General features: G+C 68.7%; 20 protein-coding genes. 7 read left to right on the top strand and 13 right to left on the bottom strand.

The genetic code is table 11. The features are described from left to right. Positions 1 to 88: 88 nt before the first annotated feature. Positions 89 to 784: an SPFH domain-containing protein gene (locus WFJ97_RS01965; RefSeq protein WP_247622378.1), complete on the top strand. Its 696-nt coding sequence runs from the start codon at positions 89 to 91 to the stop codon at positions 782 to 784. Between the two features lie 12 nt (positions 785 to 796). Here WFJ97_RS01965 and dxs read toward each other — a convergent pair whose 3' ends face one another. From dxs to dut, 5 genes are all read right to left on the bottom strand, one after another. Further along, positions 797 to 2,737 (bottom strand): 1-deoxy-D-xylulose-5-phosphate synthase, encoded by a 1,941-nt coding sequence (dxs, locus tag WFJ97_RS01960; RefSeq protein WP_247622377.1) that lies wholly within the window; start codon positions 2,735 to 2,737, stop codon positions 797 to 799. 155 nt (positions 2,738 to 2,892) lie between these two features. Beyond that, positions 2,893 to 5,727, bottom strand: a complete 2,835-nt coding sequence (locus tag WFJ97_RS01955; protein WP_336640303.1) for an aconitate hydratase — start codon at positions 5,725 to 5,727, stop codon at positions 2,893 to 2,895. 154 nt (positions 5,728 to 5,881) lie between these two features. Then, on the bottom strand, positions 5,882 to 6,628 hold the full coding sequence (locus WFJ97_RS01950; RefSeq protein ID WP_336640302.1) for a DUF3159 domain-containing protein: 747 nt from the start codon (positions 6,626 to 6,628) through the stop codon (positions 5,882 to 5,884). Beyond that, complete coding sequence (locus WFJ97_RS01945) at positions 6,625 to 7,212, bottom strand: DUF3710 domain-containing protein (RefSeq protein WP_247622374.1); 588 nt, start codon at positions 7,210 to 7,212, stop codon at positions 6,625 to 6,627. Before WFJ97_RS01945 ends, WFJ97_RS01950 begins: the two co-directional genes overlap by 4 nt. Further along, complete coding sequence (gene dut, locus WFJ97_RS01940) at positions 7,205 to 7,657, bottom strand: dUTP diphosphatase (RefSeq protein ID WP_247956242.1); 453 nt, start codon at positions 7,655 to 7,657, stop codon at positions 7,205 to 7,207. Before dut ends, WFJ97_RS01945 begins: the two co-directional genes overlap by 8 nt. A gap of 12 nt (positions 7,658 to 7,669) precedes the next feature. Here dut and WFJ97_RS01935 point away from each other — a divergent pair, with 12 nt between their 5' ends. Beyond that, complete coding sequence (locus tag WFJ97_RS01935) at positions 7,670 to 8,134, top strand: DUF3093 domain-containing protein (RefSeq protein WP_336640301.1); 465 nt, start codon at positions 7,670 to 7,672, stop codon at positions 8,132 to 8,134. Between the two features lie 89 nt (positions 8,135 to 8,223). Here WFJ97_RS01935 and WFJ97_RS01930 read toward each other — a convergent pair whose 3' ends face one another. Further along, positions 8,224 to 8,517 carry a DUF4193 domain-containing protein gene (locus WFJ97_RS01930; protein WP_247622371.1) on the bottom strand — a complete coding sequence of 98 codons (294 nt, stop codon included), beginning with the start codon at positions 8,515 to 8,517 and terminating at the stop codon, positions 8,224 to 8,226. Positions 8,518 to 8,715: 198 nt separating this feature from the next. On the opposite strand from WFJ97_RS01930, the gene sepH reads away from it, so the two are divergent. Next, positions 8,716 to 9,801, top strand: coding sequence for a septation protein SepH (sepH, locus tag WFJ97_RS01925; protein WP_336640300.1), 1,086 nt, complete (start codon positions 8,716 to 8,718; stop codon positions 9,799 to 9,801). A gap of 11 nt (positions 9,802 to 9,812) precedes the next feature. Here the strand turns inward: sepH and WFJ97_RS01920 are convergent, their stop codons facing one another. After that, entirely contained in the window at positions 9,813 to 10,883 is a 1,071-nt protein-coding gene (locus WFJ97_RS01920) for an alkaline phosphatase family protein (RefSeq protein ID WP_336640299.1), read from the bottom strand. Positions 10,884 to 10,978: 95 nt separating this feature from the next. Here WFJ97_RS01920 and WFJ97_RS01915 point away from each other — a divergent pair, with 95 nt between their 5' ends. Further along, complete coding sequence (locus tag WFJ97_RS01915) at positions 10,979 to 13,420, top strand: DNA gyrase/topoisomerase IV subunit A (RefSeq protein WP_336640298.1); 2,442 nt, start codon at positions 10,979 to 10,981, stop codon at positions 13,418 to 13,420. 12 nt (positions 13,421 to 13,432) lie between these two features. Here the strand turns inward: WFJ97_RS01915 and WFJ97_RS01910 are convergent, their stop codons facing one another. After that, positions 13,433 to 14,251 (bottom strand): alpha/beta fold hydrolase, encoded by an 819-nt coding sequence (locus tag WFJ97_RS01910; protein ID WP_336640297.1) that lies wholly within the window; start codon positions 14,249 to 14,251, stop codon positions 13,433 to 13,435. 202 nt (positions 14,252 to 14,453) lie between these two features. Here WFJ97_RS01910 and WFJ97_RS01905 point away from each other — a divergent pair, with 202 nt between their 5' ends. Continuing rightward, complete coding sequence (locus tag WFJ97_RS01905) at positions 14,454 to 14,690, top strand: hypothetical protein (RefSeq protein WP_336640296.1); 237 nt, start codon at positions 14,454 to 14,456, stop codon at positions 14,688 to 14,690. A 22-nt stretch (positions 14,691 to 14,712) separates the two neighbouring features. On the opposite strand, the gene WFJ97_RS01900 is transcribed toward WFJ97_RS01905, so the two are convergent. Beyond that, the gene (locus WFJ97_RS01900; protein ID WP_442928369.1) at positions 14,713 to 16,791 is read right to left on the bottom strand and encodes a DNA gyrase/topoisomerase IV subunit B; all 2,079 of its coding nucleotides are present in this window, start codon (positions 16,789 to 16,791) and stop codon (positions 14,713 to 14,715) included. Positions 16,792 to 16,970: 179 nt separating this feature from the next. Here WFJ97_RS01900 and WFJ97_RS01895 point away from each other — a divergent pair, with 179 nt between their 5' ends. Beyond that, positions 16,971 to 17,189: a DUF7455 domain-containing protein gene (locus tag WFJ97_RS01895; RefSeq protein ID WP_247622365.1), complete on the top strand. Its 219-nt coding sequence runs from the start codon at positions 16,971 to 16,973 to the stop codon at positions 17,187 to 17,189. 79 nt (positions 17,190 to 17,268) lie between these two features. On the opposite strand, the gene WFJ97_RS01890 is transcribed toward WFJ97_RS01895, so the two are convergent. Continuing rightward, positions 17,269 to 18,306: an alanine racemase gene (locus tag WFJ97_RS01890; protein WP_336640295.1), complete on the bottom strand. Its 1,038-nt coding sequence runs from the start codon at positions 18,304 to 18,306 to the stop codon at positions 17,269 to 17,271. Next, complete coding sequence (locus WFJ97_RS01885; protein WP_336640294.1) at positions 18,303 to 19,007, bottom strand: alanine racemase C-terminal domain-containing protein; 705 nt, start codon at positions 19,005 to 19,007, stop codon at positions 18,303 to 18,305. The genes WFJ97_RS01890 and WFJ97_RS01885 overlap by 4 nt, the downstream gene beginning before the upstream one ends. 84 nt (positions 19,008 to 19,091) lie before the next feature. Between WFJ97_RS01885 and WFJ97_RS01880 the strand changes: the two genes are divergently transcribed. Beyond that, positions 19,092 to 20,108 carry a sugar-transfer associated ATP-grasp domain-containing protein gene (locus WFJ97_RS01880; RefSeq protein ID WP_247622362.1) on the top strand — a complete coding sequence of 339 codons (1,017 nt, stop codon included), beginning with the start codon at positions 19,092 to 19,094 and terminating at the stop codon, positions 20,106 to 20,108. A 68-nt stretch (positions 20,109 to 20,176) separates the two neighbouring features. Here WFJ97_RS01880 and WFJ97_RS01875 read toward each other — a convergent pair whose 3' ends face one another. Together WFJ97_RS01875 and WFJ97_RS01870 are read right to left on the bottom strand one after the other, a co-directional pair. Next, complete coding sequence (locus WFJ97_RS01875) at positions 20,177 to 20,869, bottom strand: coenzyme F420-0:L-glutamate ligase (protein ID WP_336640293.1); 693 nt, start codon at positions 20,867 to 20,869, stop codon at positions 20,177 to 20,179. Then, entirely contained in the window at positions 20,869 to 22,113 is a 1,245-nt protein-coding gene (locus tag WFJ97_RS01870; protein WP_247622360.1) for an RNA polymerase sigma factor, read from the bottom strand. The genes WFJ97_RS01875 and WFJ97_RS01870 overlap by 1 nt, the downstream gene beginning before the upstream one ends. Between the last annotated feature and the right edge of the window lie 148 nt (positions 22,114 to 22,261).

Genomic DNA, 22,261 nt, shown 5'->3' with positions numbered 1-22,261 from the left:
CGAACACGCACCGAACAGCGCATGAACAGCGCGCCCTCACGCCCGTTCACGGCACTCCGATCGCGGACGAGGGGGCACAGTGGTGTGCATGGACATGCTCCTCTCGATGCTGGGTGGCAAGGGACTCTCGGGTCTGCTCAAGACCGGGACCGCGATCCTCACGATCCTGCTGGTCGTTCCGGCGCTCCTGAAGATCTTCATCGTGACGGTGGACGAGGGCTGGGCAGCGATCCGCACCCGCAACGGCAAGCCGATCATCCGGAACCGCCCGCAGCGGCGTCCGAGCAGTCGCGGCGGTGCTGTCGGCGAAGTGGTCGTGCTCCATCCCGGGTCGCACGGCGCGTTCCCGCTGTTCTACTGGTACAGGCTCGTCGACGTGCGTTGCCGCGCGACCGACCTGCCCGCCCGCGAGATGACGGGAGCGAAGGGGCACCAACATCGCGTCCACGCGTCGTTCGAGTGGAGACCGATCCCCACCGGCCGCGATCTCCGGGTGTTCGAGCTCGACGTCGTGAACGTGAAAGAGCGCGCGTCGAACATCGTCGGCGCAGCCTTGCGTGACGTGATCCGCGGCTTCGACGGTGCGGAACTCCCGCACAACGACGAGATCAACACCCGAGTCATCGCCGCGAGTGCCGACGAGGTACGGCGAGCCTGCGGCGTCGAGCTCGTGCGCGTCATGGTCACCGGCGATGCGCTCACCGACGGCTACCTGCTGTCGACGGCGCTCCGCGACACCGATCGCGACGCGCAGGCGGTCGCCGCGCTCCACGCGCTCAACTGATCAGCGCGGGTGTCAGCGCTTCTCGTGCAGCGGGAGGTCGATCGTGCCGGTCTCCCCGGCGCTCCGTGCGACGGGGATACGTGTTCCCAACACCTGCGCGACGACGTCCTGCGCGATCTTCGACGCGGTGAGACCGGCGTCCGCCAGGATCTGCTCCCGTGAGGCGTGGTCGAGGAACTCGTCGGGCAGACCGAGCTCGTCGACCGCCGTATCGATTCCTGCCTCGCGCAGCACCTGACGCACGCGCGTGCCGATCCCGCCGACGCGGATGCCGTCCTCCATCGTGATGACGAGACGATGACGTGCCGCCAGAGCGACGATCGACGGCTGCACCGGGATCGCCCAGCGCGGATCGATCACCGTCGCTCCGATCCCCTGGGCGCGCAACCGCTCCGCCACGTCCATGGCCATCGCCGCGAACGGGCCGATCGCCACGATCAGCACGTCTTCGCTCTCGCCTCGCGCGAGCACGTCCACGCCGTCGTGGAGGCGGTCGAGCGCGGGCAGTTCGGCGGCGACCTCGCCCTTCGGGAAGCGGATGACCGTGGGCGCGTCGTCGACCAGGACGGCCTCTTCCAGCGCCTCCGTGAGCCGGACGCCGTCGCGCGGAGCCGCGATACGGATGTGGGGCACGATCTGCAGCATCGCCAGATCCCACATGCCGTGATGGCTGGGCCCGTCGGGACCGGTCACCCCGGCACGGTCGAGCACGAACGTCACGCCTGCGCGGTGCAGCGCGACGTCCATGAGCACCTGGTCGAACGCACGCCCCATGAAGGTCGCGTACACCGCGACCACGGGGTGGAGTCCCCCGTATGCGAGACCAGCCGCTGACGCGACGGCGTGCTGCTCGGCGATACCGACGTCGTACACGCGCTCGGGGAATCGCTCGGCGAACGGCGCCAGACCGGTGGGGCGGAGCATCGCGGCCGTGATCCCGATGACGTCTTCGCGGCGCGAGCCGATGTCGACGAGCGCATCGGAGAAGACATCCGTCCATCCGCGACCGCCCGACGAGAGTGTCTCGCCGGTCGCGGGGTCGATCTTGCCGACGGCGTGGAACTGGTCGGCGTCGTCGTCGCGCGCCGGCTGATAGCCGCGCCCCTTCTCGGTGATCGCATGAACGATCACCGGAGCGCCGTAGGACTTCGCGAGCTCGAGGGTCTCGAGGAGGGCGGGGAGGTCGTGCCCATCGACGGGCCCGAGGTACTTGATATCGAGGTTCGAGTACAGGGCCTCGTTGTTCGTGAAGCGCGAGAGGAAGCCGTGCGTTCCGCCGCGGACGCCGCGGAACACGGCGCGCCCCACGGGACCGAAGGCGCGGAAGAGCCGATCGGACTTGTGGTGCAGGTCCTTGTACGCGGCGGCGGTGCGCACGCGGTTGAGGAAGCGCGACATGCCGCCGATGGTCGGGGCGTAGGAGCGCCCGTTGTCGTTGACGACGATCACGAGGTTGCGGTCGTTGTCGTCGGAGATGTTGTTGAGCGCTTCCCAGGTCATGCCCCCCGTGAGCGACCCGTCGCCGACGACCGCCACCACATGGCGGTCGGCGCGTCCGGTGGCCGTGAGGGCGCGGGAGACGCCGTCTGCCCAGCTCAGCGAACTGGACGCGTGCGAGGACTCCACGACGTCGTGCGGGCTCTCTCCGCGTTGCGGATAGCCGGCGAGACCGCCGCGCACGCGGAGACCCGAGAAGTCCTGGCGCCCGGTGAGCAGCTTGTGCACGTACGACTGGTGTCCGGTGTCGAAGATGAACGGATCGTCCGGCGAGGAGAACGTGCGGTGCAGCGCGATCGTCAGCTCGACGACGCCGAGGTTCGGACCGAGATGCCCGCCCGTGCGGGAGACGTTCTCGACGAGGAAATCGCGGATCTCCTGCGCCAGATCGGCCAACTGCTCGGCGCTCAGACCGTCGAGGTCCCTGGGCCCTGAGATGCTCGGAAGAATGGGCATCGGCACCTCCTCACCTGCTGTGTCGTCGGTCGCGGACTCGGTATCCGGGGCCTCATCGATGGTACCGCCAACCCCGGAGAATCCCCCGGGAGGCGCACCCCCTGGCATGACGAAGGGGACCCGGCTACGATGCGCCGGGTCCCCTGTCGGAGTGCTCAGACGAGCGAACGCAGAACGTACTGCAGGATGCCGCCGTTGCGGTAGTAGTCCGCCTCACCGGGGGTGTCGATGCGCACGACCGCGTCGAACTCGATGGCCTGCTTGCCCTCGGGCGAGTGCTCGCTCGGCGTGGCCGTGACGCGCACCGTCTTGGGGGTCACACCGTTGTTGAGTTCTTCCAGGCCCTCGATCGAGACGATCTCGGTGCCGTCGAGGCCCAGCGACTCCCAGCTCTCACCGGCGGGGAACTGCAGCGGGACGACGCCCATGCCGATCAGGTTCGAGCGGTGGATGCGCTCGAAGCTCTCGGTGATGACCGCCTTGACGCCCAGCAGGCTGGTGCCCTTCGCCGCCCAGTCGCGCGACGAGCCGGAACCGTACTCCTTGCCACCGAAGATGACGAGGGGGGTGCCCTGCTCCTGGTAGTTCATGCTGGCGTCGTAGATGTACGACTGCGGGCCGCCCGGCTGCGTGAAGTCGCGGGTGAAACCACCCTCGACCACGGCACCGTCGTTGACCGCCGACACCATGAGGTTCTTCAGGCGGATGTTCGCGAACGTACCGCGGATCATCACCTCGTGGTTTCCGCGGCGCGAGCCGAAGGAGTTGAAGTCCTTGCGGTCGACGCCGTGCTCGGTCAGGTACTGCGCGGCCGGCGTGCCCGGCTTGATGTTTCCGGCGGGCGAGATGTGGTCGGTGGTGACCGAGTCGCCGAGGGTCGCCATGACACGAGCACCCTGGATGTCCTTCACCGGGGTGAGCTCCATCGTCATGCCCTCGAAGTACGGCGCCTTGCGCACGTAGGTCGAGTCCTCGTCCCACTGGAAGATCGCGTCTTCGGGAGTGGGCAGGCTGCGCCAGCGCTCGTCACCGTCGAACACGGTCGCGTACTGCTTGATGAACTGCTCGCGCGAGATCGACGAGTCGACGATCTCCTGCACCTCGTCGGGCGACGGCCAGATGTCCTTGAGGAAGACGTCGTTGCCGTCACTGCCCTTGCCCAGGGAGTCGTTCTCGAAGTCGAAGTGCATCGAGCCGGCCAGCGCGTAGGCGATCACGAGCGGCGGGCTCGCGAGGTAGTTCATCTTCACGTCGGGGCTGATGCGACCTTCGAAGTTGCGGTTGCCCGAGAGCACCGCGGTGACGGCCAGGTCGTGCGAGTTGATGGCCTCGGAGACCTCCTCGATCAGCGGACCGGAGTTTCCGATGCAGATCGTGCAGCCGTAGCCGACGGTGTAGAAGCCGAGACCCTCGAGGTCCTTGTCGAGACCGGACTTCTCGTAGTAGTCGGTGACGACCTTCGAACCGGGGCCGAGCGTGGTCTTGACCCACGGCTTCTGCTTGAGACCCTTCTCGAGCGCCTTGCGTGCGACGAGACCGGCGGCGATCATGACCGACGGGTTCGACGTGTTGGTGCACGAGGTGATGGCCGCGAGCGTGACGGCACCGTTGTCGAGGATGTACTTCTCGCCGTCGGGGGTCGTCACCGGAACCGGCTTGGAGGCGTTCGCCGGTGCTCCGCTGTTGATGTGGACCGGACGCGTGGTCGGCTCCTCGTCGCCGGGGGCCTGACCGGGGTCGGACGCCGGGAACGAGTGCTTGGACTCGAGGTCGACGATCGAGTCGGAGGTCGACGGGGTCGCGTATCCGAGGATGTCCTGCTCGAACTGCGACTTGGCCTCCGACAGGAGGATGCGGTCCTGCGGGCGCTTCGGGCCGGCGATCGACGGGACGACGGTCGCGAGGTCGAGCTCGAGGTACTCGCTGAACACGGGCTCCTGCGAGGGGTCGTGCCACAGCTTCTGCGTCTTGGCGTACGCCTCGACGAGCGCGACGGCCTCTTCGCTGCGGCCCGTGAGGCGCAGGTAGTCGAGCGTGACGTCGTCGATCGGGAAGATCGCGGCGGTCGACCCGAACTCGGGGCTCATGTTGCCGATCGTGGCGCGGTTGGCGAGCGGCACGGAGGCCACGCCCTCGCCGTAGAACTCGACGAACTTGCCGACGACGCCGTGCTTGCGCAGCTGGTCGGTGATCGTGAGGACGACGTCGGTCGCCGTGACGCCGGCGGGGATCTCACCGCTGAGCTTGAAGCCGACGACGCGCGGGATGAGCATCGACACGGGCTGACCGAGCATCGCGGCCTCGGCCTCGATACCGCCGACGCCCCAGCCGAGCACGCCGAGACCGTTGACCATCGTGGTGTGCGAGTCGGTGCCGACGCACGTGTCGGGGTACGCGCGCAGCACGCCGCCCACCTCGCGGTCGTAGATGACCTTCGCCAGGTGCTCGATGTTCACCTGGTGCACGATGCCCGTTCCGGGCGGCACGACCTTGAAATCGCTGAAGGCCGTCTGACCCCAGCGGAGGAACTGGTAGCGCTCGCCGTTGCGCTCGTACTCGATCTCGACGTTGCGCTCGAGGGCGTTCTCGGAGCCGAACAGGTCGGCGATCACCGAGTGGTCGATGACCATCTCGGCCGGCGAGAGCGGGTTGATCTTGTTCGCATCGCCGCCCAGGGCCGTGACGGCCTCGCGCATCGTGGCGAGGTCGACGATGCAGGGCACACCGGTGAAGTCCTGCATCACGACGCGCGCCGGCGTGAACTGGATCTCGGTGTTCGGCTCGGCCGCGGCATCCCACGATCCGAGCGCCTCGATCTGCGCCTTCGTGACGTTCGCGCCGTCCTCGGTGCGAAGGAGGTTCTCCAGCAGCACCTTGAGGCTGAAGGGGAGCTTGTCGAAACCGGGCACCGTGTCGATGCGGAAGATCTCGTAGTCGGTGCTGCCGACCGTCAGGGTGCTCTGGGCACCGAAGCTGTTCACCGTGGACACGATTCCGTCTCCTTCTGATCTGATGGAAGCGACAGGCGATTCCATCTTGCTCGCCTGGGAGGGGCCGGGGCTAGCAAGGCGGACCTAACCAGTCTGCGCCTTCGACCCTCCAGGCAGAAGCCCTGCAATTTATCTTGATGTCAAGATAAATCTATCACGCCTCGGACGTCGTCTCCGCCGCCTGCGCCTCGCGCTTCTCCGGCGGGTACAGCGCGCGCACGACGAGCCACGTCACGGCGACCATCGGGGCGAACAGCGGCAGCCCCATGATCAGCTTGAGCGTGCCCAGCGCCGTCACCTCGCCCGCGAGGTACAGCGGGAGCTGCACGGCGAGGCGCGCGAAGAAGAGGGCCGACCAGGCCACGCCGAGCCAGAGGAACGCGCGACGCTTGCGACGATCCTGACGCCACGCCATCCCCTCCCCCATGAGGAAGCCCGCGGCGATGCCGATGAGCGACCAGCCGACGAGTGCGGTGACGAGCAGGACCGTGCCGTACGCGGCGTTCGTGATCAGCCCGGGCACGAAGTTGTCCTGCCCGCGCCCGGTGATCAGCGCCAGCGCGGCGGCCGCACCCGCGGCCACCAGCCCGCCGATCGCCGCGGACGGCGGCGACTTCTGCACGAGACGGACGATCGTGAACACGGCAGCGAGCCCCACCGACACCCCGAGGGCGAGGATGAGCGGCTCGGGGCGGATCGTGAACAGAACGACGAACGCCAGACTGGGCAGGACGGACTCGAGGATCCCGCGCCATCCGCCGATCGCCGACCAGACGACCGTGTGCGTGTTCGCACCCTCGGCGGGGTCGACACCGGCGCGGCGCGCCGCTCCGCTGAGCGCCGCGCCGAGGATCTCCGAGGCCGACTGCTCGCGGTCGCCCTGCGGGGCCGCCCCGCTCACGCCGATCCCGGCGTGGCCGGCATCTTCAGCGGAATGAGGTCGCGAGGCGGCATGGGCGAGCCGCCGCGCACGACGACGATCGAACGGAAGAGATCCTCGACCTTCGCGGCGGCGTCGGGGTCGGATGCCGCGGCACCGCCGATCACGCCGCGCAGGAACCACCGCGGACCGTCGATTCCGATGAAGCGCGCGAGGCGGAGCCCGCTGCCCTCGTTCGCGGCGGCGGGCACCTCCGCCAGCAGCTCCTTGCCGAGAGAGCCTTCGCGCTCTTCAACGCGGCCGCCCTGGGCCTTGACCTGGTCGCGGAGCTGGACCCGGGTCTCGTCCCAGAGTCCGCCGGAGCGAGGCGCCGCGAAAGGCTGCACCTGCAGCGAGGAATCCGCGTAGTCGAGACCGACGGCGACGATGCGCTTGGACTGCTCCTCGACCTCGAGGCGGAGGTTGAGGCCCTCGCGCGGCAGGATCTTGATGCCGCCGAGGTCGATGTAGGGCCGGACCGGATTCGCCTCGGAGTCGTCGAACGGGCCGTCGACGGCACGGTTCAGCGGTGCGGACTCCTGGGGAGTGGGGGTGTTGTCAGTCATTGCTCTTCCCTGCCTGATATCCGGTGGATCCGAATCCGCCCTCGCCTCGAACGCTCTCGGGCAGTTCGTCAACCGGGTGGAACACGGCACGCGTCACCGGCATGATGATCAGCTGCGCGATACGATCGCCGACCGCCACATCGTACGCGCTCCGGGTGTCGGTGTTGATCAGACTCACCTTGATCTCACCCCGGTAGCCCGCGTCGACGGTTCCCGGCGAGTTCACGATCGAGATGCCGTGCTTCGCTGCGAGTCCGCTGCGCGGCACGACGAAGGCGGCGTAGCCGTCCGGCAGCGCGATGCGCACACCCGTGGCCACCAGCGCGCGCTCGCCCGGCTCGAGGTGCACGGCCTCCGCGGCCGTCAGGTCCGCGCCGGCATCGCCGGGATGCGCATAGACCGGCGGCTGAGCGGCGATAATGGGGACATCAACGGAATCGGTCACCCCATGAGGCTAATGCAGAACCCCACCACCGACGCACGATCGCGCTACCGCGAGCGGCTCTCGCCGAGCCTGTGGCTCCTGGTCACGGTCGCGCTCGCCGGCCCCATGGTGGCGCTCATCTTCGTCCCGGTCGGCGCGACGATCGCGCTCGTCGCCGGAGCAGTCGTCTCGGCGCTCCTCGTGGCGCTTTTCATCCTCATCACCCCGGTCGTCTCGGTCGAGGACGGGGTGCTCCGAGCCGGCCGTGCACACATCGACGTCGCCCACCTGGGTGCTCCACTCGCGCTCACGGGCAATGATGCGAAGGACGCCCGAGGAACGGGACTGCCCGCTCGCGGATGGCACCTGATCCGCGGCGGCATCGACGGCATCGTGGTCGTCCCGAACGACGATCCCGCCGACCCGGTGACCGCCTGGACGGTCTCGACCCGCACTCCCGACCGCCTCGCCGCGGCCATCCGCACCGCGCAGCGCTGAGCGCGCCGCCCGCGATGGAGTACCACGCACAGACGACAACGCGCCCCTGACCGCGAGGGTCGGGGCGCGTGATTCGTCGCGCTGAGCCGTCAGGCCGCGCATTCCTTGCAGATCGGGCCTGCGGCCTCTTCGTGGTCGAGCTGCGAGCGGTGCTTCACGAGGAAACAGCTCATGCACGTGAACTCGTCCTGCTGCGCGGGCAGCACGACGACGTCCAGTTCGAGGTCGGAGAGGTCGGCCCCGGGGAGGTCGAAGCTGGACGGGTTGTCGGCGTCCTCGTCTCCGGTCGATCCGGAGAGCTTGTCGGGAACGCGCTCCTTCAGGGCTTCGATCGACTCGGAGTCGTCTTCGCTCTTACGGGGGGCGTCGTAGTCGGTTGCCATGCGGTTAGATCTCCACATTCATGGTGCGAGTGGTGGTGCGCCGTCGGGTATTCGGCGGCCATAGTTTGCATGACCGAGAGGCATTTCGCAAATGCCGGTGCGATCGACAGAGCAAACTCGCGGCGCGCCCACGGTATTCCCGCCCGGACCGGGCCACGCGTGACACCATGAATGCACACCCATCAGAGGGGCATTCGCATGGAAAACGTCACCATCGTCGGCACCGAGGCAGGAGTCCTCGTGCTCGCGACCGAGTCTGGCGAGCGGTTCGCGCTGGCCATCGACGACGTGCTGCAGCGCGAGCTGCGCAGGGCGACCCGGCAGGCCGAACCGGCCGCCCAGAAGCTCGCCGCCAGCCCGCGCGACATCCAGGCGCAGATCCGCGCCGGTCTCACGGCATCCGAGGTGTCCGCGCTGCTCGGAATCAGCGTCGACGACGTCGTGCGCTTCGAGGCGCCTGTGCTCGCCGAGCGCGAGCACGTCATCGGACAGGCGCTCGCTGTCCCCGTGCTGATCGGCAGCGAAGTCGAACCCGACGCGCAGCCCACGTTCGGCACGGCCATCCGCGCCAAGCTCTCCGACGTCGCGGCGACCGCCGAGCGTTGGGCGAGCTGGAAGGAGGAGTCCGGCTGGATCATCAAGCTGGAGTTCACGGCGAACGAGGTCGATCACGACGCGCGGTGGAGCTTCGATCCCCGCCGCAGCGCTCTGTCGCCCCTGAACGCCGACGCCACCCAGCTCTCCCGCCAGGGGTCCCTCCCCGACGGGCTCATCCCGCGTCTGCGCGCCGTGGAGTCCGACCGCACCTCCTCGCCCTACAAGGACGACAGCCGGTTCGACTCCGGAGCGTTCGGCCCGCGTCTCGTGCCGGCCCCCGAGGTCTCCGTCGAGGAGCCGTCCGCTCCCGAACGATCGAACGCGGCGGCGCAGGCCGCGGCGATCAATCGCGCGCCCGAGACGCAGAGCACGAATCCTGAGACGGCCGATCTGCTGGAGGCGCTCCGTCGTCGCCGCGGACAGCGCGAGGCTTCGCCGGCCATCGACGACGCACCGACTGCCGAGCAGAGCCCGCCGGCCGCAACCACCGACGACGAGCCGGATCGCAACCTGATCGCGCTCTTCGAGGACGCCTTCGAGCCGGAGCAGTCCGACGAGCCCCGCACGGATGCTCCCCCGTCCCCGCGCGACTCCTCCGATTCGAACGAATCCTCCTCGCGGAAGCGGCGCCGGAACGCGATGCCCTCCTGGGACGAGATCGTCTTCGGAGCGCGCACCGACGAGTGACGCTCGTGGGTTCAGTGCGCGAACGCACCGAGCCCGATCAGCGGAACCTGACGCTCCTCGGGAGTGAGTCCGCCGTGCTGTCCCACCATGCCGCGACCGCGTTGATCGGCGGCAGTGCCGTCGTAGATCGCCCCGTTCCCCCGCGGGACGGCGAGCAGGTCGCCGATGCGCGCCGCCGCGGCATCCGCGACCCGCGGTCCGAACAGGCCCGCGGCGATCGCCTCATCCCGTGAGGCGACGTCGGCGAGGCCCGCGAGGTCGGAGCGCCACCGGGCGATGACCTCCTCGGGGTCGGCTGCGGGGTCGAGATAGGCGTGGACCATGCGCGGCTCTCCCCCGACGTGCCGGATACCCGTCAGATGAGCCTCGTCGAGAACGATCTGCCGCCGTTCGGGAACATCGATCATGCCGTGATCCGACGTGACCAGCACTCCCACGCCGGACGGCACGCGCGCGGAGAGTGCGGCATCGACGTCCTCGAGCGCGGCCAGCCACTCCGCGGAGGCCATCCCGTGCTTGTGCCCCGCCTTGTCGACCTCGGGCAGGTAGCAGTAGACCAGGGAACCGGGGTTCTGTTCGGCGAGGGCGTAGGCGAGACGCACGCGGTCGGCCGCACGCGCCTCCGCAGCGAAGGCGGCGCCGCGCATCGTCGCGCGGGTGAATCCGCTCTGCGCATAGGCGGCGAGTCCGACCGCGAACGCCCCGTGCCCGGTCGCTGCCGCACGCTCGAAGATCGTCGGAGCCATCTGCCAGGTCGCGGGGTCGAGCCCCTCGCTCTCCCATCCCGTGAGCTGATTGACGAGCAGGTCACGATCCGGGTCGACGACGCGGTAGCCCATCAGACCGTGCTCGCCCGGCCAGACACCGGTGAGGATGCTCGTCAATGCGGAGGCGGTCGTCGAGGGGAACACCGATGTCGCGACGTCGCGCTTGGTCATCTGCGCCGTCAGGTTGCGCGCATGACCGGCGTGCGCGCGCAGTCCGATGGCACCGAGTCCGTCGATCACGACGAGCACGACCGACGCCGCTCGGGGAAGACGCCCGGCATCGCCGCTCAGCGCGGAGAACACGTCGTCCGCCACCCCGACGATGCTCCGGGCTGACGCGGACTCGGACGGTAGCATGAGGGACACCCGAGCCAGTCTGACACAGGCTCCCGCACGCCCTCAGGAACCCCATGCCGAAAACGCCGCCGCCCGAGCCCGTCGAGGAGCGCATCCAGGACATCGATCTCTCCAGCGAGATGCAGGGGTCCTTCCTCGAGTACGCGTACTCCGTGATCTACTCGCGCGCCCTCCCCGACGCCCGCGACGGCCTCAAGCCGGTGCAGCGCCGAATCCTGTACCAGATGGCCGAGATGGGGCTGCGCCCCGACCGCGGACACGTCAAGAGCGCCCGTGTCGTCGGCGAGGTGATGGGAAAGCTGCACCCGCACGGTGACTCGGCGATCTACGACGCGCTGGTGCGTCTCGCCCAGGACTTCGCGCTCCGCGTGCCGCTCGTCGACGGGCACGGCAACTTCGGCTCCCTGGACGACGGGCCCGCGGCCGCCCGCTACACGGAGGCGCGCCTCGCCGCTTCCGCCCTCGCCCTCACCGAGAACCTCGATGAAGACGTCGTCGACTTCATCCCCAACTACGACGGCCAGTTCCAGCAGCCGGCCGTGCTGCCCGCCGCGTTCCCCAACCTCCTGGTCAACGGCGCGAGCGGTATCGCCGTGGGTATGGCGACCAACATGGCGCCGCACAACCTGATCGAGGTCGTGGCCGCCGCGACGCACCTGCTCGAGAACCCGGACGCCACGACCGAAGAGCTCATGGAGTACGTGCCGGGACCGGACTTCCCGTCCGGCGGAGTCCTCATGGGCCTCGACGGTGTGAAGGACGCCTACACGACTGGTCGCGGCGCGCTCAAGGTGCGCGGGAAGGTCTCGATCGAGCCCCTGGGCCCGCGTCGCACCGGCATCATCGTCTCGGAGCTGCCCTACATGGTCGGCCCCGAGCGGCTGATCGAGAAGATCCGCGATGCCGTCCAGGCCAAGAAGCTCCAGGGCATCAGCGACGTCACCGACCTCACCGACCGCAACCACGGCCTGCGCGTCGCGATCGGCATCAAGACCGGGTTCGATCCGAACGCCGTGCTCGAGCAGCTCTATCGCCTGACCCCGCTCGAGGACTCGTTCAACATCAACAACGTCGCCCTCGTCGACGGCCAGCCCCGCACGCTCGGCCTCAAGGAGATGCTCAGCGTCTACGTGGCCCACCGGCTCGAGGTCATCACCCGCCGGAGCCGCTACCGTCTGGCGCGGCGCGAAGAGCGCCTGCACCTCGTCGAGGGCCTCCTGATCGCGATCCTCGACATCGACGAGGTCATCCAGGTCATCCGATCGTCCGACGACTCCGAGCAGGCCCGCACCAAGCTGCGCGACGTGTTCGATCTCAGCGAGCTCCAGGCCGAGTACATCCTCGAGCTTCGACTGCGTCGACTCACCAAGTTCTCGCGGATCGAACTCGAAGCCGAGCGCGATGCGCTCCTCGCCGACATCGCGGCGCTCCGCGAGCTCCTCGGCAGCGACGCGCTGCTGCGTCGGGCGGTCGCCACCGAACTCGACGCCGCCGCGGACGCCTACGGCACCCCCCGCCGCACGCTGCTCATGAACGCCGCACCGCCGAAGCCCCGCGCGACGAAGGGCGCCGTCGACCTGCAGATCGCGGATGCGCCGACCGTCCTCGTGCTGTCGACGACCGGGCGCGCGGTGCGGGTCGACCTCGTCGACGGACAGGAGCTCACGGTTCCCGCGCGCCGCAGCAAGCACGATGCGATCCTCGCGACGGTCGAGACGACGGTGCGGGCGGAGATCGGCGCGCTGACGAGTGCCGGGCGCGTGGTGCGCTTCTCCCCCGTCGACCTGCCCTCGGTGCCGTCCAGCTCGGTGCAGCTCGCCGCAGGCACGCCGCTGCGCGACTACCTTGGGATCACCACCCGCGGGGAACGCATCCTCGGATTCGTCCGCTTCGACAGCGAGACCCCGATCGCGCTGGGGACGGCGCAGGGAACGGTGAAGCGCATCGTCCCGACCTCGATTCCGGTGCGTCCGGACGTCGAGGTCATCGGGATGAAGGCCGGGGACTCCGTCGTGGGTGCCGCGGACGCACCCGACGACTCCGAGGTGGTGTTCATCACCACCGACGCCCAACTGCTGCGGTTCTCGGCCTCGGCCGTGCGCCCGCAGGGCGCCCCCGCAGGCGGCATGGCCGGCGTGAAGCTCGGGGCGGGAGCATCCGTGCTCTTCTTCGGCGTCGTCGGCGCGGGATCGGATGCCGTCGTGGCGACGGTCTCGGGCTCCGACAGCATCCTTCCCGGCACCGATGCGGGGCGCGCGAAGGTGTCGTCGTTCGAGGAGTACCCGGCGAAGGGCCGCGCCACGGGCGGCGTGCGCGCGCACGCCTTCCTGAAGGGTGAGGACCGGCTGACGGTGGCCTGGGTCGGGGCCAGCCCCGCGCAGGCCGTCGACCCCACCGGCGCCGTGCGGAAGCTGCCCGAGTCCGGAGCTCGACGCGATGCCTCGGGGCAGCCGACGGACGGTGTCATCGGCAGTATCGGACGCACGCTGGTCTGACCTCCACCGCGCTCATCGCATCGCGGCGACGAAGCGGTCCTCGGCGAGGATACCCAGGAGTGCGGCGGACGTCTCGTCCGGCGCATCCCAGGTGACGACGTGTCCGGCGTCGGGAATGACGTACTCGGCGATCTCCTCGACATCCGCCCATCGCGGCATGGCTGCGGCGATGTTGCCCGTCCGATCCTCGGCCCCGCGAATCAGTCCGAGGGGCACCGGCGAGCGATAGGCCGGCTCGGGCGCGACCAGGGATACCGTCGCGCGCCAGACATCGAGGAAGACCGGCTTCGGCATCCGGGCGAACGTCTCCTCGGTGCGCGCGATCGCGGATGCCGACACGGCCGAGGCACGCGCCATCATCCCCGGCAATCGACGAGACGGCACCAGAGCGAGCATCGGAGCGGCGAGACGAAGAGCGAGGCGTTCGACACTCGACAGCGGTCCCGCGTTCCAACTCGCATCCATCACGATCACTCCGCTGACCCGGTCGGGCTGGGCGGCCGCGTACGCCTGGGCGAGGTTGCCGCCGAGCGAATGGCCGACGATGACGGCTCGGTCGATCCGGCGCTCCGCCAGCAGGGCCGCGATGTCGCCGAGGGCTGCGTCCGCCGAGAACCGCGCCCCCTCGTCGAGGGAGGACTCCCCATGCCCGCGGAGGTCCGCACGCAGCACGCGCAGGCCGGCAGCTGTGAGAGTCTCCGCCTGCGCGTCGAACATGGTGTGGTCCATCCCGGCACCGTGCAGGAGCAGCACCGGGTGCCCGTCTCCCCCGCCATCGGCGAAAGCGATCATGGCTCCGGGCCGGTCGAGACGTCGGTCGAGAGCGCTCATGCTCCGACCCTATGACGATCTCGGCGTCGATCGCCTCGCGCGACGGACGGTCGGAGGAGTCGATGATGAACTCGCGACGTGGAGCGACGCGACGCCTCGAGTCAGCCGACGGACGGTGCCGTCGGCAGTATCGGACGCACGCTGGCCCGATCTCCACCGCGCTCATCGCATCGCGGCGCGGCCTCTCGGGTAGCCTCGGAGGGTGGGAAAGAAGATCGGACTCATTCTTGCGGGCAGCGTTCTCATGGGAGTCTTTCTCGCCTGGATGCTCGCCAAGGGAACGGACGAGGCTCAGGCGTGGATCGATCCGAATCCGTGGCTCGGCTTCGTTGTCTGGGGCCTCGCGTTGCTCTGCCTCCTCGGTGGTGCCGCATTGATCGCTCGCGTCGTGTTCCGCGCGGACGCAGGTCGAACGGACGAGGTCGGCCCCTCTCGATGAGCCTTGTTCGCGGAAACGCGACCTAGGCGTCGATCGCCTCGCGCGACAGACGGTCGGAGGAGTCGATGATGAACTCGCGACGCGGAGCGACCTCGTTGCCCATCAACAGTTCGAAGACACGACCGGCGGCTTCGGCATCCTCCATGCGCACGCGTCGGAGCAGACGCCCCGAGCGGTCCATCGTGGTGTTCGCCAACTGCTCGGCATCCATCTCACCGAGACCCTTGTACCGCTGGATCGGCTCCTGCCAGCGCTTGCCGGCCTTGCGGAGCTTGGCCAGCAACGCGTGCATCTCCTGCTCGCTGTACGTGTAGATCGTCTCGTTCGGCTTGGAGCCCGGGTTCATGACCACGACACGGTGCAGCGGCGGCACTGCGGCGAACACACGACCGTGCTCGATGAGCGGCCGCATGTAGCGGAAGAAGAGGGTGAGCAGCAGGGTGCGGATGTGGGCGCCGTCGACGTCGGCATCGCTCATCAGGATCACCTTGCCGTACCTCGCGGCGTCGATGTCGAAGCTGCGCCCCGAGCCAGCACCGATCACCTGGATGATCGATGCGCACTCCGCGTTCGACAGCATGTCGCCGATCGACGCCTTCTGCACGTTGAGGATCTTGCCGCGGATGGGGAGCAGCGCCTGGTACTCGCTGTTGCGCGCGTTCTTCGCCGTCCCCAGGGCCGAGTCGCCCTCGACGATGAAGAGTTCGCTGCGCTCGACCTCGTTCGTACGGCAATCGACGAGCTTGGTCGGCAGCGTCGACGACTCGAGAGCGTTCTTCCGACGCTGCGTCTCCTTGTGGGCGCGCGCCGAGACGCGGGCCTTCATCTCGGCGACGATCTTGTCGAGCAGCTGCGTCGCCTGACTCTTGTCGTCGCGCTTCGTCGAGCTGAAACGAGCCGCGAGATCCTTGCGGATCACCTGGGCCACGATCTGGCGCACGGCGGGCGTGCCGAGCACCTCCTTGGTCTGCCCCTCGAACTGCGGTTCGGGCACGTTGACCGTGAGCACGGCCGTGAGCCCGGCGAGCACGTCGTCCTTCTCGAGCTTGTCGTTGCCGACCTTGAGGCGACGGGCGTTCTGCTCCACCTGTGCGCGCAGCACCTTCAGCAGCTCCTGATCGAAGCCCTGCTGGTGCGTACCGCCCTTGGGCGTCGCGATGATGTTGACGAACGACCGGGTCGTGGTCTCGTAACCCGTCCCCCACCGCATCGCGATGTCGACCTTGCACACGCGCTCGACCTCGGTCGCCACCATGTGTCCGTCGGCCTGCAGCACGGGAACCGTCTCCTTGAAGGTCCCTTCGCCCTGCACGCGCCAGGTGTCGGTGACGGGCGGGTCACTGGCGAGGTAGTCGACGAACTCCGAGATGCCGCCCTCGTAGTGGTAGCTCGTCTCGACGTTCTCCTCCGCGCGCTCGTCGCGCACGACGATCTCTAGCCCCGGCACGAGGAACGCGGTCTGCCGAGCGCGCGTCTCGAGGTCGCCGAGCTGGAAGGCGGCGTCCTTGGTGAAGATCTGACGGTCGGCCCAATAGCGGATACGCGTGCCCGTGACGCCTCGCGGAGCCTTGCCGACGACCCGCAGCTCGCTCTTCTGCTCGAACGGGGTGAAGGCCGCGTCCGGTCGCTTGCCGTCGCGGTCGTCGAAGAGGCCCGGTTCGCCGCGGTGGAACGACATCGCGTAGGTCTTGCCGCCGCGATCGACTTCGACGTCGAGACGCTCGGAGAGGGCGTTCACGACGGAGGCTCCGACACCGTGCAGACCGCCGGAAGCCGCGTACGACCCTCCGCCGAACTTGCCACCGGCGTGCAGCTTGGTGAAGACGACCTCGACACCGGTCAGACCGGTGCGCGGCTCGACATCGACCGGGATGCCGCGGCCGTTGTCGTGCACCTCGACGCTGCCGTCCGGGTGCAGGATGACATCGATCTTCGCGCCGTTGCCGGCGACGGCTTCGTCGACGGCGTTGTCGATGATCTCCCAGAGGCAGTGCATGAGCCCGGGCGATCCGTTCGAGCCGATGTACATACCGGGACGCTTGCGGACAGCCTCGAGGCCTTCGAGCACCTGGAGATGATGGGCGGAATACTCGGCGGTCACAATCTCCGATTCTATGTTCGAATACCCCGCACGGCCCGCCGACACTCCCCGGACCGGCCCACCGCGTGCCGCGCGCGTACGCGGTGAGCGAAACACGCCGTGATCCGGGCATGCTCCCACCCACTCCGTGGTTGTATTGAGCACGCTCCCCAGCGAACCCGAATCGAGGAGGCACCGAGATGAACGCAACGACCGAACGTGAGACCTCCGTGGTCGAGTTCCGCCTGACCGCAGCAGACCGCTGCGACTCGTGCGGCGCGCAGGCCTACATCGCAGCCGAGGTCAACGGCTCCGAGCTCCTGTTCTGCGCCCACCACGGACGCAAGTACGAAGAGAAGCTCCGCGCCATCGCAACGAGCTGGCACGATGAGACCGCGCGTCTCGTCGAGGCCGTCTGACCCCGACTCCACGAAGGCCCTCCCGCGGTGACGCGTCGAGGGCCTTCTGCATACCTTCCCGCGGTTCCGCGTCTCGGCGTCAGACGACGACGCGGCGCACGCGCGAGGTCAGCCGGGTGAGGATCTCCTCGCCCACGGTGTCGATCCGCTCGGCGAGAGTCGTCGCGGACGACTCCCCCCACTCGCCCGCTCCGAAGACGCGCACGACGTCGCCCACCGCAGCGCCCGGCCACCCGGCGACGACGCTCCGGGTGTGATCGATGCTGCGCAGCTCCCGCGCACCCTGCGGTGTGCCGACGGCGACCCCCGCGAGCGTCGAGGGTATGCCGTCGAAGCTCCCGATCGCGACGACCGCATCGCCGTCGACGACGTCGACCACCGAGGCGGTCAGCGTCGCGACCGGACGGATGCCGTCGAGCTCGGGGCCGTCGGCCGAGCGGACCCCGTAGCAGAACGCGCCGATGCGCGACAGCGTGCCGCGCAGTTCGGGCCGCCACCACGAGGCCGCAGACGCCGTCAGATGGAGGAAGGTCGGAGCGGCGCCGGTGCCGCCCACCTGCCGCACGGCCTCGAGGAAGACCGCCTGAGCCTCGTCGTCCTCGGCATCGCTCGCTTCGGCGATGTGGCTCCAGATGCCGACGAGTTCCAGCACGCCTGCCGCCTCGGCCGCCCGCGCGGTGGCGACGGCATCCGCCCAGTCCTCCGGCAGGATGCCGTTGCGGTGCAGCCCGCTGTCGATCTTGAGGTGCACGCGCGCACGCACCTCGATCGCCGTCGCCCGGGCGATCACCCGGTCGAGGTAGTCCGCCGTGCCGATGCCCAGATCGACATCGTGCAGCAGCGCCTCGTCGATCTCCGCGTCGGTGGACGTGACCCAGGCGAAGATGCGCGCGCCGCCGCCTGCGACCCGCCGCACATCGATGGCGCTGCGCACGTCGAAGCTCCCGATCCAGGTCACGCCGGACTCGATCGCCGTCTCGACCGCCCAGGGCAGCCCATGGCCGTACGCGTCGTCCTTCACGACGATCATGAGCTCGGACGGCGCGATGCGCCGCTGCACCGCCGCGATGTTGGCGCGCAGAACGTTTCCGTCGAGCCGCAGTTCAGGACGCGTCACGCCTCCCACCCCCGATCCGCGTGGATGCCGGCGACGGTGATCAGCTCGGGCATCGTGAGCCCCGTGACCTCCGACCATCGCGCCAGTCCGGGAGCAGCGGGACCCGTGCCGCCGAAGTAGGTCGCCTCGGTTCCGACCGCGGCATCCGCCCCGCCGAGGTCGACCACGCAGACATCCATCGCGACACGCCCGACGATCGGTCGTTCGTGTCCGTCGATCTCGACGGACGCGCGGTTGCCGAGCGCCCGCATGATCCCCTGGGCGTAGCCGCCCGTGATCAGCGCCACCGTGGTGTCGCTCTCGGCCCGGAACGTATAGCCGTACGACACCGCATCGCCTGCCCGCAGGCGCTTGATCGAGAGCACGAGACCGTGCAGGCGCATCACCGCGCGCACCGGCATCAGGCCATCGCGATCGGGAAGGCCGTAGAGCAGTGTCGAGTCGATATCGGCCTCGCCGTCGAGCGTCGCCGCGATTCCCTCGAGAGCGAGCGCCTCGAGCACGCCCGGCGAATCGACGAGCACGCGCTCGGCTCCGACCGCCGTCACCGCGTGCGCGACCGCGAGCACGCCGTGCCCCCAGGCATCGCGTCGCAGGTCGGCGACGTGCCCGCCCGCGTGGACCGCGGCGGCAGCGCCGGAGGCCAGAGCGGAGCGGGAGATCATCGCCCGCGGCCGGGCACTCGAAGTCGTCTCACGCACGGTTTCCAGCCTATCGGTGTCTCCCAGGAGACGATCGGTGCCCACCGTAGACTGGGGAGAACCCCCTCTCACCTTCGGAGTCACATGTCACGTCTTTCCCTCGCGCCCCGCATCCGCTACCTGATCGGACGCGCACGACGCATCGACGTCGGATCGGTCGTCGAACGCGCGAAAGAGGCGTCGGAGCAGCACCACAAGGCCGTGCCCGCGATCGTCGTCGACATGCTCTGGTCGGCGGCACGGCACAACGTCGGGTTCCAGGACTACATCGACTACGACTTCGCGATGCTGACCCGCGCGGAGCGCGAGACGTACATGACCCACCCCGTCTCCAACCAGCTCTCGCAGCGCTACGACCACCCGGACTTCCGGTGGATCTTCCAGGACAAGGTCGAGTTCGACAAGCACTTCTCCGCCCACCTGCACCGGGAGTGGCTGGTGGTCGAGGAGGGCAATGCCGACGCCGTGCGTGAGCTCACGCAGCGTCTCGGCACGATCGTCACCAAGGAGCCGGTCGGCCAGGCCGGCACCGGTGTGCACCGCTACCACGCGGCCGACATCGAGGACTGGGACGAGTTCCACCGTGGACTCCTCAACAGGGGCGAACTCCTCATCGAAGAGGTCATCCGCCAGCACGACGCCCTCGCCGCGGTCTGCCCCGGCACCGTCAACACCACGCGGATCACGGCGTTCTTCGACGGCGAGAAGGCGCACATCCTCGCGATGGCGCAGAAGTTCGGCCGCGGGGCGGTCAGCGACCAGATGACCTTCGGCGGCTTCTACACGATGCTCGACGAGAACGGCCACGCCGTGGGCGCCGGCTACGACTCGCACGGCCATGTGCACGAGACGCACCCCGACTCGGGCTTCCGGATCGCCGACTTCCAGCTCCCCTACATGGACGAGGTGCGCGCCTTCATCGATCAGGTCGCGCGCGTCGTCCCGCAGGTGCAGTACGTGGGCTGGGACATCGTCGTCTCCCCCGACGGCCCCGTGCTCGTCGAGGGCAACTGGGGTGCCGGCGTGTACGAGAACAAGCCGAGCGTCACCGGCATCCGCACCGGACACAAGCCGCGCTACCGCGAGGTCATCGGCTTCTGAGACACCGACGAAAGGGCCCCGGATGCCGAAGCATCCGGGGCCCTTTCCCGTGTCGTTCTCGCAACCGGTCAGATCTCGCGGACGATGCCCAACGGCGTGGACTCCAGGCCCTGGCCGAGGGGGTTGTCGCCGAGGATCTTGACGAGCCGACGTTCGCCGTCCTTGTCGAGGGTCGATCCGAGGATGTTCCCGCCGATGTCGTTGATGTCGACGACGGCGACCTCCGCCGTGCCGCCCAGCAGCGTCTTGAGGCGCGCAGCGACCTCTCGCGGGTTCTTCGGCCCGAGCACGACCGCCTGGTTGTAGGGCGGGATCGTGTGCTTGGTGGGGCCGTCGATCGCGCGCACCTTGTCGCCGGCGATGCGGTAGAAGTCGCCGCGTCGGCCGAACGCCTTCGTCACTGCGGACACCGCGGCGGCGAAGAGGATGCGCGGGGTTCCGCATTCGCGCAGTGCCATCTCCATCGTCTCCGGCATGCCGAGCCCGATCCCGTAGGGGGTGCGGGTGACGTATTTCGACAGGAAGAGTGCGAGCTTGCGCGGCTGGATCTCGTCGAGACGGTACGAGCGCCCCTGCGTGATCGCCACGATCTTCTCGGTGACGAAGAGCAGATCACCCGGCTGCACGGCGGACGCCGCATACTCCGTGATGACCTGGTCGATGTCGTCGTTCGGCATCACGACGCGCGTGCGCAGCGGAATGCGCGCGAACGTCTTCCCGTCGACGCTGGTCTCGAGCGCCTTGCCCTCGTTCGCCTGCATCACTCGAGGTAGTCCCGCAGCGACTGCGAGCGGCTCGGGTGGCGCAGCTTCGCCATCGTCTTGGACTCGATCTGACGGATGCGCTCACGCGTCACGCCGAAGGTGTCGCCGATCTGGTCGAGCGTCTTGGGCTGACCGTCGCCGAGGCCGAAGCGCATGCGGATGACACCCGCTTCACGCTCGGACAGCGAGTCGAGCAGCTGCTCCAGCTGGCGCTGCAGCATCGTGAAGCCCACCGCGTCGGCGGGGACCACGGCCTCGGTGTCCTCGATGAGGTCACCGAATTCGCTGTCGCCGTCTTCACCCAGCGGGGTGTGCAGCGAGATGGGCTCGCGCCCGTACTTCTGCACCTCGACGACCTTCTCGGGCGTCATGTCGAGTTCGCGGCTGAGCTCTTCGGGGGTGGGTTCGCGTCCGAGATCCTGCAGCATCTGGCGCTGGACGCGGGCGAGCTTGTTGATGACCTCGACCATGTGCACCGGGATGCGGATGGTGCGGGCCTGGTCGGCCATGGCACGGGTGATCGCCTGACGGATCCACCAGGTGGCGTACGTCGAGAACTTGAAGCCCTTGGTGTAGTCGAACTTCTCGACCGCGCGGATGAGACCCAGGTTGCCCTCCTGGATGAGATCCAGGAACTGCATGCCGCGGCCGGTGTAGCGCTTGGCGAGCGAGACGACGAGACGGAGGTTGGCGCCGAGCAGGTGGCTCTTCGCGCGCTGACCGTCACGGGCGACCCACTGCAGGTCGAGTCCGAGCTGGCTCGTCTTCTCGGCAGCGGTCATCGCCGACAGCTTCTCTTCGGCGAAGAGACCCGCCTCGATGCGCATCGCGAGCTCGACCTCTTCGGCCGCGTTCAGCAGCGCAACCTTTCCGATCTGCTTGAGGTAATCCTTGACAGGGTCGGCCGTCGCGCCGGTGATCTGCGTGGAGTAGACCGGGACGTCCTCGTCGTCGTTCGACGAGATGACGATCGCGCCGGTCGGCAGCGGCTCGGTGAACTTCGGCTTGCTGTCGTCGTCGTCCTCGTCGTCGCCCGAGGCATCGTCGTTCGCGGCGGCGGGGGCCTCGTCTTCTTCGACGACGTCATCCGCCTTCTTCTTCTTGACCGGAGCGCGCTTCGCGGCCGCGCGCTTGGCGGCGGTCTTCGGAGCAGCCTTCTCTTCGACCTCGGCCTTCACGTCGAGGTCGGCGTCGTCGGCAGTCTTCTTCGTCCGGGATTTGTTGGTCGTGGCAGGAGTCACGTTTCGCCTTTCACGGAGCGGCAGAGCCCCTCCGGGACATTTCGGACACTAGTAAGACCCTTGTCAAGTCCGCTCCCCGGAAGGAACGATTGACAACGGGTCAGACACCCAGTATCGCACACGCAGAAGGATGCGGGTGCATTCGCGC

Source organism: Microbacterium sp. USHLN272, from assembly GCF_037149655.1.
Taxonomy (GTDB): Bacteria; Actinomycetota; Actinomycetes; order Actinomycetales; family Microbacteriaceae; genus Microbacterium; species Microbacterium galbinum.
Note: the sequence above shows the minus strand (reverse complement) of the source record. Positions and strands in the feature narration are given on the sequence as shown.